General features: G+C 37.7%; 13 protein-coding genes and 1 riboswitch. Of the genes, 2 read left to right on the top strand and 11 right to left on the bottom strand.

What is annotated here, in order from left to right; translation table 11 throughout:
• Positions 1-39 precede the first annotated feature (39 nt).
• On the bottom strand, positions 40-978 hold the full coding sequence (locus ACWTVK_RS02210; protein WP_456045811.1) for a DUF1848 domain-containing protein: 939 nt from the start codon (positions 976-978) through the stop codon (positions 40-42).
• A 145-nt stretch (positions 979-1,123) separates the two neighbouring features.
• On the opposite strand from ACWTVK_RS02210, the gene ACWTVK_RS02205 reads away from it, so the two are divergent.
• The gene (locus ACWTVK_RS02205) at positions 1,124-1,873 is read left to right on the top strand and encodes a class I SAM-dependent methyltransferase (protein ID WP_456045810.1); all 750 of its coding nucleotides are present in this window, start codon (positions 1,124-1,126) and stop codon (positions 1,871-1,873) included.
• A 111-nt stretch (positions 1,874-1,984) separates the two neighbouring features.
• Here the strand turns inward: ACWTVK_RS02205 and ACWTVK_RS02200 are convergent, their stop codons facing one another.
• From ACWTVK_RS02200 to ribD, 10 genes are all read right to left on the bottom strand, one after another.
• Complete coding sequence (locus tag ACWTVK_RS02200) at positions 1,985-2,647, bottom strand: hypothetical protein (protein WP_456045809.1); 663 nt, start codon at positions 2,645-2,647, stop codon at positions 1,985-1,987.
• A gap of 104 nt (positions 2,648-2,751) precedes the next feature.
• Positions 2,752-4,041, bottom strand: a complete 1,290-nt coding sequence (locus tag ACWTVK_RS02195) for an amidohydrolase (RefSeq protein WP_456045808.1) — start codon at positions 4,039-4,041, stop codon at positions 2,752-2,754.
• Positions 4,042-4,161: 120 nt separating this feature from the next.
• Complete coding sequence (locus tag ACWTVK_RS02190) at positions 4,162-5,406, bottom strand: adenosylhomocysteinase (protein WP_295793604.1); 1,245 nt, start codon at positions 5,404-5,406, stop codon at positions 4,162-4,164.
• Positions 5,407-5,481: 75 nt separating this feature from the next.
• Positions 5,482-6,546, bottom strand: a complete 1,065-nt coding sequence (mtnA, locus tag ACWTVK_RS02185; RefSeq protein ID WP_295793603.1) for an S-methyl-5-thioribose-1-phosphate isomerase — start codon at positions 6,544-6,546, stop codon at positions 5,482-5,484.
• Between the two features lie 42 nt (positions 6,547-6,588).
• Positions 6,589-7,383: an S-methyl-5'-thioadenosine phosphorylase gene (gene mtnP / locus ACWTVK_RS02180; RefSeq protein WP_456045807.1), complete on the bottom strand. Its 795-nt coding sequence runs from the start codon at positions 7,381-7,383 to the stop codon at positions 6,589-6,591.
• A 109-nt stretch (positions 7,384-7,492) separates the two neighbouring features.
• Positions 7,493-8,371 carry an Hsp33 family molecular chaperone HslO gene (gene hslO / locus ACWTVK_RS02175; RefSeq protein ID WP_456045806.1) on the bottom strand — a complete coding sequence of 293 codons (879 nt, stop codon included), beginning with the start codon at positions 8,369-8,371 and terminating at the stop codon, positions 7,493-7,495.
• A gap of 196 nt (positions 8,372-8,567) precedes the next feature.
• Positions 8,568-9,029 carry a 6,7-dimethyl-8-ribityllumazine synthase gene (gene ribH, locus ACWTVK_RS02170; protein ID WP_456045805.1) on the bottom strand — a complete coding sequence of 154 codons (462 nt, stop codon included), beginning with the start codon at positions 9,027-9,029 and terminating at the stop codon, positions 8,568-8,570.
• Positions 9,030-9,101: 72 nt separating this feature from the next.
• On the bottom strand, positions 9,102-10,304 hold the full coding sequence (locus ACWTVK_RS02165) for a bifunctional 3,4-dihydroxy-2-butanone-4-phosphate synthase/GTP cyclohydrolase II (RefSeq protein ID WP_438320119.1): 1,203 nt from the start codon (positions 10,302-10,304) through the stop codon (positions 9,102-9,104).
• A gap of 18 nt (positions 10,305-10,322) precedes the next feature.
• A complete protein-coding gene (locus ACWTVK_RS02160) occupies positions 10,323-10,979 on the bottom strand; it encodes a riboflavin synthase (RefSeq protein ID WP_456045804.1) in 657 nt (218 codons plus the stop codon).
• Complete coding sequence (gene ribD, locus ACWTVK_RS02155; RefSeq protein WP_456045803.1) at positions 10,960-12,174, bottom strand: bifunctional diaminohydroxyphosphoribosylaminopyrimidine deaminase/5-amino-6-(5-phosphoribosylamino)uracil reductase RibD; 1,215 nt, start codon at positions 12,172-12,174, stop codon at positions 10,960-10,962. Before ribD ends, ACWTVK_RS02160 begins: the two co-directional genes overlap by 20 nt.
• Positions 12,175-12,242: 68 nt before the next feature.
• A riboswitch (FMN riboswitch) is annotated at positions 12,243-12,358 on the bottom strand.
• A gap of 287 nt (positions 12,359-12,645) precedes the next feature.
• Between ribD and poxB the strand changes: the two genes are divergently transcribed.
• Positions 12,646-14,388 (top strand): ubiquinone-dependent pyruvate dehydrogenase, encoded by a 1,743-nt coding sequence (gene poxB / locus ACWTVK_RS02150; protein WP_456045802.1) that lies wholly within the window; start codon positions 12,646-12,648, stop codon positions 14,386-14,388.
• Positions 14,389-14,476 lie beyond the last annotated feature (88 nt).

The following is a 14,476-nucleotide window of genomic DNA, read 5'->3' as shown; positions in this document are numbered from 1 at the left end:
CGTCAACTATTTGAGTTTCGTAATTCCTCGTATTTCTAGTTAAAATAGGCTCTCTTGTGTAAAAGTTTCGTCTACAACCCAGCTCTTTTCGGTACTTTCTTTAATAATTGCTGTTTTTGAAAGTGTGCCAATTAGTAAGCTAGAATTTGGATCATGTTCCATTCGATGTTGACGAACTGCAGCTTGATTCGTATTGGCATAACAATAACGGCAGAAGTGACTACAGCTATCATAAGCGCCAATATCCCCATGTAAATAACAATTACACTCAGGTCTAGCTGGTGTTCGTTTCGGTGCTTTTAATGTTATGTTCCAAGCTCGTTCATAACAGTCTAGTGTAAGACAGCCCTCCGTATTAACACCTAATTCTTTGAAAACATCCCCTTCTCCACAGGTTTTAAGTATCATATGATGAGAATGAGCTATAGATACTAATTCTTTAATGATCTTCTTTTGAATAGCTAAACTTGGTCTATAACCTTCAGGAAAATTATGAGCTACTTTATCAAAGATATCTAAAAAACTAACAATAACTGTATCGGTATAGCCCATTAAGGACTTTGCCATTTTATAAAAGCTTTCAAAATGAAAATCTGTTGTATAGTCATTAGTTAAAATGATTGGATCATAGCGCCACACCATAGACTGATGGTTAAGATTATTAGAAATATGTTTAAAACCTTCTATTACAGCCTCATATTGTGGTACATAGGGCTCAATATCACGTCCGTAAGGGGTTATGGTCATATGCCAATATTGTCGATAATCTTTAATTTCATTTAGTAATGGTATAAATGGCAATGGATTTTTCGTACAAAAAGCAATACCATCTACTACTTCGTGGTTAATAGTATAACGCGTTACTTGTAGTGGATTATAAGGATTTTGAACATCTACGTAACCTTCATGTATACGATTAATTAGCCACTGACCATAAAAGGCAGGTATATCTGTACGTTGTCCAGTTTGTAATATCATAGCCCTGCCTTTCATTAAACAAAATATAAAATTATTATAACATATCAACCCCTATGTATTTATAGTATAAATGTGATTTTTGCTGTATAGTTTATTCATATTTTATGGTACTATAAACACTATAGAATATGAGGAGATTTTACGTATGAACGATATTTTTGAACACAACCATCCTATGAAGGACGATAAAGAATTTATTACATCCTATTGGACAGATCGAGCTCACGATTTTGGAGCCTTACGAGCTAAAGAATTAGAGAGCCCTAAACTTAAATTATGGAGAGATGAACTAACGAGTCATATCTTTGATTCTGATCGCTCTTTACGTATATTAGATATTGGTTGTGGTGCAGGCTTCTTTAGTATTATCCTCTCTCAACTAGGACATACAGTGCACGGCATCGATATTACGCCTAATATGATAGACGAAGCAAATCAACTGGCAGAATCCCTTGATTGTGATGCTACCTTCTCCGTTATGGATGCAGAAAATCTCAGCTTTGATTCTAATACCTTTGATATTGTTGTAGCCCGCAATGTAACATGGAATTTACCACATCCAGATAAAGCCTATGCTGAATGGTTACGTATCATTCGTCCAGGCGGTTTAATCCTCAATTATGATGCGGAATATGCTCGCAATCATCATGATTTGCCGAAATCCGTACATCATGCCCATGAACATGTAAGCAATGAGTTAAAAGAGCGATGCCATACTATTTATCATATGCTTGAAATTTCATCCTACACACGTCCTCAATGGGACAAAGAAGTGCTCACAAAATTAGGTGCTAGCTCTGTCACCATTGATTCCACAGTAGGACCTCGTATTTACAGTGAAGAAGATGAATTTTATATTCCTGTACCAATGTTCTTGGTGAAAGTAATAAAATAACATTAAAAATAAAACATTACAAAATAAACCCACTCCATATGATATATCCCCCCTTTATTAAGTATCTAATAAAGGAATATATCATAATAGAAGTGGGTTTTCTTTTATAAATCATTTCTTATTGTCTTTAATGATAGAGTCATCAAAGTTATAGGTTGTTATAAATTTTGTTTTAGGATTTGCTGCATTCCCAATCTCTTCTAAATATTTATTAGAAGCTACTTGAAGGTCTTTCTTATATGCATCGGCCAATGATTGTAAATTGTTCGTATCGCTAACTCGTTTAAAGGTTTGATCCATAAATTTAATAGTATCTGTTTTTGAATCATAAATAAGATCAGTATTGGGTATGTCCCTAATATCCATCTTAATTGTATTTAAATTCGAGCTATCTGCGTTACCTACTATATCGTTAGCACTCATTACAAGTGTAAGTGCTGTAATATAATTTAGACGAGCTTCCTTTATATCCCCTACCATTTGAGTAGATTCAATTACAGGTCTCTTTTCAGGCGTCGTATATTGATAATTATAAGCTTTCATATCTGCAGTATAAATCGTCTTACTATCATTTCGAGCTGTAAGATTCATCGTAAAAATAGGCGTGTCAACAGCACTCACTACATTTTGAACGGTATAGCCTGAGTAAGCAATCCATTCCCCTTCAGGTCCTTTAGACTGAGAAGACGCACTATTACTACTACAACCAGCTAATATCAATAAACTAACTAAGGCCATACAAAGTGAAAGGTATTGAAGTATTCTTTTTAGCATAGCAGTACCTCGCATACAAACTTATATTATTTAAATACAAACCTGAAAAATACTACAATAGACAGCAAAAAGCAAATCTGTTACAGATATAATTTTTACTAATATTAGTTACTGAAATACGCTTGAGCCTTAGTGATTTCTGCGCGAAGTTTTTCTTCATCAATAGTAAGCAATTCTTTGTCTTTCATAAGAACTTTGCCACCTACAATTGTAGTATTTACATCATAACTATTTGCAGAGTATACAAGTGCTGCTAAATCGTTGTAACGAGGCATCCAGTGCATACCAGATACGTCATATAGCACGATATCTGCACGATAGCCTTTCGCTAATACACCAAGGTCTGTATAACCAAGTGCTTTCGCTCCTTCTACAGTGCCCATATGCCAAGCTGCTTGTGCAGGAATGGCTTTAGGATCGTAGAGACGTGCTTTATGTAAGGTTGCAGCAAGGCGTACTTCTTCAAGCATATCCGCATTATTATTAGATGCAGAGCCATCAGTACCAAGCCCAACCGTAATACCTTTACCAATCATTTCAGGCACTGGTGCAATACCACTTGCTAATTTAAGGTTAGATTGTGGATTATGGGCAACAGCTACATTATTTTCAGCCATAATTTCCATATCTTCAGCTGTAACATGAACACAGTGTGCGGCCAATGTAGTATTCCAGAATAACCCTAAATCATGCATATGAGCGATTGGAGTTTTACCTGTAGCTTTCATAACATTCTCCACTTCCCCTTTAGTTTCGGACAAGTGCATGTGAATGCCACAATTTAATTCATGAGATAAGGAGATAACCTTCTCCATATAAGCATCTGGACAAGTATATGGCGCATGTGGTCCTAATAATACCTTGATGCGGTCATTATCAAAGCCATTCCAAGTGCGGAATAAATCAGCATTCTCAACTAATGCTTGATCTGCTGTTGGAGAAACACCTGCTAAGCCACGAGATAATACAGAACGAATGCCCGTTTCTTTTACTACCTCAGCGGTAGTATTCATAAAGAAATACATGTCGCTAAAGGTTGTTGTACCAGAGCGCAACATTTCAGCGATGCCAAGTTGTGTGCCATACCGTACATATTCATCGTTAAGCTTTGCCTCAGTTGGCCAAATAGCCGTTTCTAGCCATTCCATAAGCTCAAGATCATCTGCATAGTTTCTAAATAGGCCCATCGCAATATGAGTGTGCGTATTTACAAGACCTGGTGCTGCTAATTGGCCTTTACCATCTAGCACTTCCTTAGTAGTATCTTTTGCCTTAATAGCTTCACTGTCATTTAAAATAGCTGTAATATAGCCATTTTCAATTTCAATGGCATGGTTTTTAAGAACGCCCTCATCGGTGAGAACGTCTACATGAGTAATCAATAAATCAGACATAGTCTTCCCTCATAGGTATAACCGAGCCATTATAGCTCGGTTATAGTTATTAATTCTGAAAGTTTATAGTAGTAATAATACACCTAAGCCTATCATTTACTATTACATTTCTATTCAATATTAGTTTACTTTTGTTAAGTAATCGATTTGTTCTTGTGTTAAAGAGTCTAAATCATAGCCCATGGAGTTCAATTTAAGTTTAGCGATTTCCACATCTAATTCATGAGGCAATACATATACTTTTGGCTCCATTTCTTTGCCGTTTTTCAAGATATGCTCTGCAGCAAGAGCTTGCATAGCAAAGGACAAGTCCATGATTTCTGCAGGGTGACCATCACCAGCTGCAAGGTTAACTAAGCGACCTTCAGCCAATACATATAGTTTACGACCATCAGCCATAGTATAGCCTTCGATATTTTGACGAACACGCTCATGGCTTACAGCAAGATCAGCTAGTTCAGCTACGTTTACTTCGCAGTCGAAGTGCCCCGCATTACACATGATGGCTTTATCTTTCATCACTTCGTAATGTTCTTTTACAATAACATCTTTACAGCCTGTTACAGTACAGAAGATATCGCCCACTTTAGCAGCTTCAATCATAGGTAACACTTTGAAGCCATCAAATACAGCCTCAACGGCTTTAATTGGATCTACTTCAGTTACATATACATGAGCACCAAGGCCTTTTGCACGCATAGCAACGCCTTTACCGCACCAGCCGTAACCAGCAACGACAACATTTTTACCTGTTACAGTCAAGTTAGTAGTACGCATGATGCCATCCCAAACGGATTGACCAGTACCATAACGATTATCGAAAAGATATTTACAGTAAGAGTCATTTACGGCAATCATAGGGAATGTTAATTGTTTAGCATTCTCTAATGCATATAAACGATGTACGCCTGTCGTAGTTTCTTCGCTACCACCGATAAGACGTTCTTTAGCGTCTTGACGTGTAGTATGTAACAAGTTTACTAGGTCACCACCATCATCAATGATGATATGCGGTTTATGATCCAATGCTTTATGAAGGAAATCAAAATATTCTTCATCTGTGCAATCATACCAAGCATATACAGTGATACCCATATCTACAAGGCCAGCGGCAACATCGTCTTGTGTAGACAATGGATTAGAACCAGTTACGATAACATCAGCACCACCACGTTTCAAAACAGTGGCAAGATAAGCTGTTTTTGCTTCTAAGTGAACACTAACAACAATAGTTTGGCCTTTGAAAGTTTGTTCAGCTTCAAAACGATCACCTAATGTATTTAAAGTAGGCATAAAGTTAGAAACCCAATCAATTTTTTTACGGCCTTCTGCAGCTAAATTAATATCTTTAATTAAAGATTGCATAATAACTCCTTTTACTAATATGAGTTGATATAGTTAAAATAAAGATTTGATAGTAAACCCACTTGGATTTATTTGTTATTTAGATTCTACAATTTGACGCAGCTTATCAATAGACTCTTCATAGTTTGGTTTTAAAACACCTTCTTCTGTAATGATGGCAGTCACTAGCTCATGTGGTGTCACATCGAAGGCTGGATTAAGAACATCAATGCCATTAGGTGCTATTTGAACACCATGTAACGATGTCACTTCATACTCATCGCGCATCTCAATAGGAATATCGCTACCATTTTCTAAGGTAAAGTCAAATGTACTATACGGTGCCGCCACATAGAATGGAATGTTATGGAATTTAGCTAACACAGCCACACCATAAGTACCAATTTTATTTGCTACATCACCTTTAGTAGTGATGCGGTCTGCGCCTACGATAACTGCATCAATGAGGCCATGTTGCATCGCATAGGCCGCCATATTGTCGGTTTCTAAAGTTACAGGAATGCCATCCTCATGTAGCTCAAATGCGGTAAGTCTAGCACCTTGCAATAATGGTCGTGTTTCATCAGCATAAACCCCTTCCAATTGACCATTTTCATGAAGCTTACGGACAACACCAAGTGCTGTACCTAAACCACCTGTAGCTAATGCACCAGCATTACAATGGGTCAAAATACGAATATTCTTTTGACCTTCAAATAAAGTTGCTCCTGCTTCTGCCATACGACGATTCAAAGATACGTCTTCTTCATGAATAATAATAGCTTCCTTCGTAATTAGGTCTACCACATCACTCATTGAGAACATGCTTTCAACTTGACCTTTTACTAAAGAAATCACCCGATCTATAGCCCAAGCCAAGTTGATTGCAGTAGGCCGAGTTTCTTTTAAAGTCTCGCTAAATTCATATAAGCTTGTAAGTTGTTCACTAAATGGAGCCTCTAAACGGCTTGCTTCCATAGCAGCTAAAATTAGACCATAACTAGCAGCTACACCAATAGCAGGTGCCCCACGAACTCGAAGCATTTTAATAGCCTCAGCCACTTGACGCCAATCCGTGCAGTGAACATAAGTAATTTCAGTAGGTAATTTAGTTTGATCTAATAGCACCAGCGTATCTTTACGCCATTCAATATTAATCATACCTTCTCCTTCGATGAACTATTGTGCTTCGTTATAAATGGATTATAGTTTAAAGCCACCATATTCGTGCATGCGATTATGCGCATCATAACGAGCATCTACATCAATTGCATCAATAGCACCTAAAATAAGTGATTTAAGTTGAGCTGCCATATCGCCCATCATTTCTACAACTTCACTATGTGTTAGAGCAGATTCAGAAATACCTGCTGCATAGTTGGTAATCATAGAAATCGTAGCATATGCCATTTCAGCTTCATTAGCTAAATTTACTTCTGGTACATTTGTCATGCCTACTGTATCACCACCGAGCATATGGAACATTTTAATTTCCGCTGGTGTTTCAAAGCGTGGACCTTCTGTACATACATAAGTACCGCCATTGTGAACAGACAAACCTTGTTCAGTACCAACCTTTTGAAGAATATCACGTAGTTCTGGACAATATGGATTTGTTACGTCTAGATGTGCTACAGGTCGGTCACCACCTTCATAGAATGTAGTGATGCGGTTCTTAGTAAAATCTAAGAATTGGTCAGTCAACACGAAATGACCAGGCTTGAAGTTTTCATTCAAGGAACCTACAGCAGTCGTAGAGATAATAAATGTAACGCCTAATTTTTTGAGACCCCAAATATTAGCACGATAGTTAATTTTGTGTGGAGGAATTGTATGATCTTTGCCGTGACGAGCAACAAAGATTACTGTTTTCCCATGGTATGTACCTTGTACATAATCTATTTCACCATATGGTGTCATTAAGGATTCTTCATGAATATTTTCAAAGATGGACGGATCGTAAACGCCAGTACCACCAATTACGCCAATTGCACTCATTGTGACCTCCTATTATTAATCACTCTATCTTTTATTTTCTCATAGAATAGAAAAACAGGCTATAGGAAAAACCTCGTAGCCTGTATTTTTTCTGCATATTATATAGATTTTATTGAATTGGACCTTTAGGAGCAAACATATCTTGTAACTCTTCACGTGTGAAATGATATTTTTCATTACAATAGTGACAAACAAGCTCTGTTACTTCATCTTCCAAAATAGCCTGTTTATCTTCTTCTCTTAATGTCATAAGTACGGCACCAAAGCGATCCCGTCCACAACGACATTGGAAGTGAATTGGTTCATTATATACTTCATTCACAGTTAAGCCATCAAGAACGCGTTCCATTAGACCCTTACCATCTGGATGAGCTTTTAAATATTCTGTAATAGGACCAAGTTCGTTAATATTCTTTTCTACTTGTGCTAATGCTTCGTCTGTAGCATCTGGTAAAGCTTGTACGATAAAACCACCAGCTACAACTGTATGATAATCTGGGTCTACCAATACACCCAAGCTAATAGTAGAAGGTACTTGTTCAGAGGCATATAAATAGTAGGCCAAATCCTCTGCTACTTCACCACTTTGAATTGGACTTGTAGAGGTATAATCTTGTGCTAGTTGAGTAAAGCGAGTAACTTGTACTTCACCATTATGTCCAACAGCAGCACCTACATCAAGCTTACCAGCTCGTTTTAAAGGTACATCTACATGTGGCTCATCTACATAGCCACGAACCGTATTATCTGCAAAAGCATCTACATGAACAACGCCTAGAGGGCCATCGCCTTTAATACGCAAACTTACATTTTCATGATTTTTAAAATCACCAGCTAATAAAATGGCCCCCGTCATAGCGCGACCTAAAGCAGCCGTTGCGACAGGCCATAAATCATGACGTACACGAGCCGTTTCAACAGTATCCGTTGTTACCGCTAAAGACATACGTACCCCTTCTCGGGTAGTAAAACGTTTTATATAATCCATTCTATCATTCCTTATTAGTAATTAAAGTTTAAAACTGCACTTTTATGTGCTTATATAGTATATCATGTCATAGAATTACATTTCAAATTATAGAGAATATATGTTCGTCTAGATTACTTTCAATGTAAAAGAACATATTTTCGATATTATAAAAACACCCAGTACCATAGGATACTGAGTGTTTTTAATAGTCTTCTTAGAATTGATCGATAAGGTTAACCATTTCGATAGCGCCCATAGCACAATCATAACCTTTATTACCAGCCTTAGTACCAGCACGTTCAATAGCTTGTTCAATATTTTCAGTAGTTACTACACCGAACATAACAGGAATACCAGTTTCTAAGGAAACATGAGCAATACCTTTAGATACTTCATTACATACATAGTCATAATGAGTAGTAGCACCACGAATAACAGCACCAACGCAAATAACCGCATCGAAGCGACCAGATGAAGCAGCTTTTTTAGCAATCAATGGAATTTCATAAGCACCTGGTACCCAAATAACAGTGATATCCTCTTCTTTTACATCGTGACGTAATAAGCAATCTTCAGCGCCACCGATTAATTTGGAAGTAATGAACTCATTAAAACGTGAACCGATAATAGCAAACTTTTTACCACTACCTAGTAAATTACCTTCTTGAACCTTCATTATGTTGACCTCCTATATTCCAGTAAGGGAAATTCTTATGTGACGAGCAATTTGTTAAGTAAAACTAAATGATTAGTCTTCTAACATATGACCCATTTTTTCTTCTTTTGTCTTTAAGTACCCTGCATTAAATTTATTAGCTGCAATAATGAGCGGTACACGACTAGTGACATCAATACCCCAATGTTCTAAGCCATGACGTTTTTCTGGATTGTTTGTTAACAATCTAATACTCTTAATCCCTAAGAAACGGATAATTTGAGCAGCCAAGGAATATTCGCGCATATCTGCAGGAAAACCTAATTGTTCATTTGCTTCTACAGTATCTAGGCCTTGCTCTTGTAATGCATAGGCTTTAATTTTATTTGTTAAGCCAATGCCTCGGCCTTCTTGACGCATGTATACTACAACGCCTTTGCCTTCTTTTTCGATAGCACGTAGCGCATTATCTAGTTGTTCGCCACAATCACAACGTTTAGAGCCAAACACATCGCCAGTTAAACATTCAGAGTGAATACGTACAAGCACATCGCTACAGTTTTGCACATCACCTTTAACAATAGCTAAATGCTCTTTTTTATCTAATTCATTTTTGAATACAAAGATATTGAAATCACCAAACTTAGTAGGTAATTTAGAACAAGCACCAAGTTCAACCATGTCTTCATGCTGTTTACGATATTCGATAAGCTCTGCTACGGAAGCAATTTTTAAATCGTGTTCTTTCGCAAATTTCATAAGATCTGGTAGACGTGCCATATCGCCGTCATCTTTTGTAATCTCACAAATTACAGCTGCCTCTTGTAGACCTGCTAATCGGCAAAGGTCGATAGAAGCTTCAGTATGACCTTGGCGTACTAAAACGCCACCCTCTTTATATACTAAAGGGAACACGTGACCAGGACGACGGAAGTCTTCAGGTTTAGCATTAGGATCTAGTAATTTTTGAATTGTATAAGCACGTTCTGCTGGAGATACGCCTGTTGTAGTATCTACATGGTCAACAGTAACAGTGAAAGCTGTTTCATGATTATCTGTATTTTTAGCAACCATAGCAGGAATGCCAAGTTTTTCTAAAGCTTCACGGCGCATAGGCGTACATACGATACCGCGCGCGTATTTAACCATAAAATTAATATTTTCTTGTGTAGCAAACTCAGCAGCAATGATAAGATCGCCTTCGTTTTCACGGCTTTCATCATCAACAATAATAACAGGTTTACCAGCTTTAAGGTCTTCTAAGACCTCTGTAATAGAATGTAATTGTTCGCTCATAGGAACGCTCCTTACTCTTTATATAAATCCATTCTCTACTAAGAGGGATTGCATAGATTTCTTAGGTTTATCTTCGGTAGATTCACTACCAAGATTCATAAAATGACGAATGTATCGACCAGCGATATCCGTTTCTAAATTAACCTCCGTACCAATATGGGCAGAGCCTAAAATTGTTTCACCCAAGGTATGTGGAATAATAGATACGGAAAAACTGCTGTCCGTTCGTCGCATAATGGTGAGGCTAATTCCATCGATCGTAATGGAACCCTTATAAATAACGTAATCCATAACGGACTTAGAGGCCTCTACTGTAAAAATAATGGCATTATCCGTTTGTTCCCGATTAATAATGCGGCCTGTCCCATCTACGTGACCTGCCACAATGTGACCACCAAATCTACCATTAGCGAGCATAGCACGCTCTAAGTTGACAGGTTGATGAACTTTCAAATTTGTAAAAGTAGTCATCTTGATTGACTCTGGCATAACATCAGCTGTAAAGATGCCATTACCAATCGTTGTAGCCGTCAAGCATACGCCGTTTACAGCTACAGAGTCACCTATTTTTAAATCGCTAAATATTTTATTTCCCCGAATTGTTATGGCTAAGGATTTAGGGCCCTTTTTAATGCTCTCTACACGGCCAATTTCTTCAACGATTCCCGTGAACATAAGCGCCCCTCCTTCCTTGACGATACGCTTCGATGCGAATGTTATTATCTAATACTTTAGTTTTTGTGAAAGTTAATTGAGGTGAAGCTTCTAAACTTTCAAAGCCACGACCACCTACAGCAGGTGTAGCCTCTGTTCCACCGATTATAGTATTACCTATATAAGTAACAACCTTATCAAAGTTCAATGTTTCTACAAATGAACTTATAATGGCAGAGCCACCTTCAACTAATAATGAAGTATAACCAAAATCGCCCAACTTCGTAAGAATATCATCAATAGATAGTTTTTTAATATCTATTACGATATCTGTACTTTTACTTTTACGTGTAGAAATAGATTCTACAACCGTAACAATGGCACCTACCTTTTCTAAAGCTTGAATTCGCTCCTTTGGACAGCCTTTAGATACAAAGATGTGAACCTTCCGATTTTCTACGTCAAAAACTTGACTGTTAGTAGGCGTTCTTCCTAGACTATCCAAGATAATTACATCTGGCTGATGAACATGTATGGGCTCATCAAGTATGCTCGTATCTAATAAAGCCTCAGATAATTCAGTCTCAGTTAAACGACAGTTTAATTGAGGATTGTCTGCTAAAATTGTGCCTATACCAACGAGCATAGCATCATGTGTGGCACGCAGTACATGTCCATCTCGGCGGGAGGACTCATTTGTAATCCATTGGGATTGACCTGTAAAAGTAGCAATCTTACCATCTAGTGACATAGCACTTTTAATAGTTACAAAAGGTTTGCCGGTCTGTATATACGTAAAGAAATGCTCATTTAATTCAGCACATTCCTCACTACATACGGGACAAACAACCTCTATGCCTGCTTCACGGAGTAAATCCATGCCCTTTCCAAACACTAGTGGGTTAGGATCTGTACTACCTACTACGACTTTAGCTATGCCAGCCTCGATAATACGCAGCGCACAAGGTGGAGTTTTACCATAATGAGAGCATGGCTCTAATGTTACATATAAAGTAGCACCTTTAGCATTATCACCAGCTTGGTTTAAGGCATGAACCTCAGCATGAGCTGTACCAGCTTTATGATGATAACCTTCACCGATTATTGTATTGTCTTTAACCACTAAGGCACCAACCAAAGGATTTGGCGAAGTGTGACCTGTGGCTAATTTTGCCAGTGCAATGGCGCGTTTCATATATGCTACGTCATCCACCATATCACCTCAATAAAAAAAGGACTATATACATAGTCCTTGGGTAATCATAAATACGCACGTCAAATGTGCTTCGTCTTTTCTCATCCAGACTATACTGTCGGTATCGGAATTGCACCGATTCATACCTAAAAGGTTCGCGGACTATACCGCCGGTAAGGAATTTCACCTATCCCCAAAGACTCATCTATTTTCTTTCTGAATTAATAGTAACACTTTTATAAGGGTTATGCAAGAATAAGAGTTTTGTATTGAGAAAAGATATTAAAAAAATGTACCTATAATAAAATAACTATTATTATATTTCTATTTTTTAGATTGCAAATATATTAACAATATAAACATATATAAACCATGTATACACTAAATAGTAACATTTATCACATAATAAGATGACAAATAGGTCTAATATAAATTTATATGGTTTTAACAACTATACTTAATTGATATTATTTATTAAATGTAGGTGATAATATGGCAAAAAAACGAATTTCTGATGTACTTATAGAAGTCTTAGCCAATGCGGGTATCGAACGCATTTACGGTATCACTGGCGATAGTTTAAACTCCGTAAACGATAGTTTACGTCGCAATGGTAAGATTGTCTTTGAGCATGTGCGACATGAAGAAACAGCAGCCTTTGCTGCCGGTGCTGAAGCATCCTTAACTCATAAATTAACTGTATGTGCTGGTAGCTCTGGACCAGGTAACTTGCATTTAATTAATGGCCTATTCGATTGTCATCGCAATCGAGTTCCAGTATTGGCTATAGCGTCTCATATTCCACAATCTGAAGTAGGATTAAATTATTTCCAAGAAACTCATCCAGAAAATTTATTCAAAGAGTGCTCTTGCTTCTGTGAGCTTATATCTAATCCTAAACAAATGCCTGAAATCCTTTTCCGTGCTATGAATGCCGCTGTTGGTAATCAAGATGTTGCCGTTATCGTCCTTCCTGGGGACGTGGCAGTAATGGAAATGGAAATTGATGAATTACCTGTATGGACACCACCTCGTTTACCTCATATCGTTCCACAACGCGATGATATTGAAGAAATGGCAGCTCATTTAGAAACAGGTAAACGTATTACCCTATTCTGTGGTGCAGGCTGTGAAGGTGCACATGATGAAGTTATAGAGTTAGCTAAACGCCTACAAGCACCGGTTGTACATGCTTTTAGAGGTAAAGAATGGGTTGAATGGGATAACCCATATGATGTAGGTATGACAGGTCTATTAGGCTATACATCTGGTTATCGTGCGATTGAGCAATGCGATACACTCGTTATGCTTGGTACTGACTTCCCTTACCGACCTTTCTACCCAGAGAATGCAAAGGTAATCCAAGTTGATAGAGATCCTAGTGCATTAGGTCGTCGTGTACCACTTACTCAAGGTATTATTGGTACCGTAAAAGATACATTGAATGAATTATTACCTCTTATAGGTCAACGTGGTGATACTGAATTTATCGACACTGTACGCAAAGCATATACTAAATTTAGAGGTGACTTAGACAGCTATGCTGTACCTGAACCAGATGGTGTCGCAATTCATCCTCAATACTTTGTAAATCGTCTTAATAAATTAGCTGCTGATGATGCTATATTTACCTTTGACGTAGGTACTCCAGTAATTTGGACTGCGCGTCACTTAAAAACAAATGGCAAACGTCGTATCTTAGGTTCTTATAACCACGGTTCTATGGCTAATGCTATGATGCATGCTATCGGTGCACAAAATGCATGTCCTAATCGTCAAGTCATTTCCCTCTCCGGTGATGGTGGCTTCACAATGATGATGGGCGAAATGTTAACATTGAAACAACTTAACTTACCAGTTAAAATCTTTGTATTCAACAACGAAGAACTTAGCTTCATCGCCATGGAAATGAAAGCTTCTGGCTACCTAGACTATGCTACGGACTTTGTAAACCCAGACTTTGGTAAACTCGCTGAAGCAGCAGGCATCAAAGGTGTAAGCATTACAAACTCTAGCGAAGTAGACGAAAAAATCATGGAAGCTCTCAACCATAATGGTCCCGTTATCGTCAATGTTCGCGTAGACAAACAAGAACTTGCTATGCCTCCTAAAATTGCCTACCAACAAGCTAAAGGCTTCAGCAAATACTTGATCAATGCAATCCTTGATGGCCGCGGTACAGAACTAAAAGAAATGGCCAAAACAAACTGGATGAAATATAAATCTCTATACTAAATCTGCCAAATTTACAAAACCTGCCAAAATAAACAAACTGCAAAACTTTCAAAAAAGAGGTGTCATCATTTGATGACACCTCTTTTTG

The organism is Veillonella sp. Ser01, from assembly GCF_053850375.1.
The sequence above is the reverse complement of the archived record's forward strand: the minus strand, read 5'-3'. Positions and strand labels throughout refer to the sequence as shown.

What these genes read in the sequence shown, in the direction of transcription:
- ACWTVK_RS02190 (WP_295793604.1), bottom strand. Translation starts at nt 5,406, where the DNA reads ATGCAATCTTTAATTAAAGATATTAATTTAGCTGCAGAAGGCCGTAAA.
- ACWTVK_RS02205 (WP_456045810.1), top strand. Translation starts at nt 1,124, where the DNA reads ATGAACGATATTTTTGAACACAACCATCCTATGAAGGACGATAAAGAA.
- ribH (WP_456045805.1), bottom strand. Translation starts at nt 9,029, where the DNA reads ATGAAGGTTCAAGAAGGTAATTTACTAGGTAGTGGTAAAAAGTTTGCT.
- ACWTVK_RS02200 (WP_456045809.1), bottom strand. Translation starts at nt 2,647, where the DNA reads ATGCTAAAAAGAATACTTCAATACCTTTCACTTTGTATGGCCTTAGTT.
- poxB (WP_456045802.1), top strand. Translation starts at nt 12,646, where the DNA reads ATGGCAAAAAAACGAATTTCTGATGTACTTATAGAAGTCTTAGCCAAT.
- ACWTVK_RS02165 (WP_438320119.1), bottom strand. Translation starts at nt 10,304, where the DNA reads ATGAGCGAACAATTACATTCTATTACAGAGGTCTTAGAAGACCTTAAA.
- hslO (WP_456045806.1), bottom strand. Translation starts at nt 8,371, where the DNA reads ATGGATTATATAAAACGTTTTACTACCCGAGAAGGGGTACGTATGTCT.
- ACWTVK_RS02210 (WP_456045811.1), bottom strand. Translation starts at nt 978, where the DNA reads ATGATATTACAAACTGGACAACGTACAGATATACCTGCCTTTTATGGT.
- ribD (WP_456045803.1), bottom strand. Translation starts at nt 12,174, where the DNA reads ATGGTGGATGACGTAGCATATATGAAACGCGCCATTGCACTGGCAAAA.
- ACWTVK_RS02160 (WP_456045804.1), bottom strand. Translation starts at nt 10,979, where the DNA reads ATGTTCACGGGAATCGTTGAAGAAATTGGCCGTGTAGAGAGCATTAAA.
- mtnA (WP_295793603.1), bottom strand. Translation starts at nt 6,546, where the DNA reads ATGATTAATATTGAATGGCGTAAAGATACGCTGGTGCTATTAGATCAA.
- mtnP (WP_456045807.1), bottom strand. Translation starts at nt 7,383, where the DNA reads ATGAGTGCAATTGGCGTAATTGGTGGTACTGGCGTTTACGATCCGTCC.
- ACWTVK_RS02195 (WP_456045808.1), bottom strand. Translation starts at nt 4,041, where the DNA reads ATGTCTGATTTATTGATTACTCATGTAGACGTTCTCACCGATGAGGGC.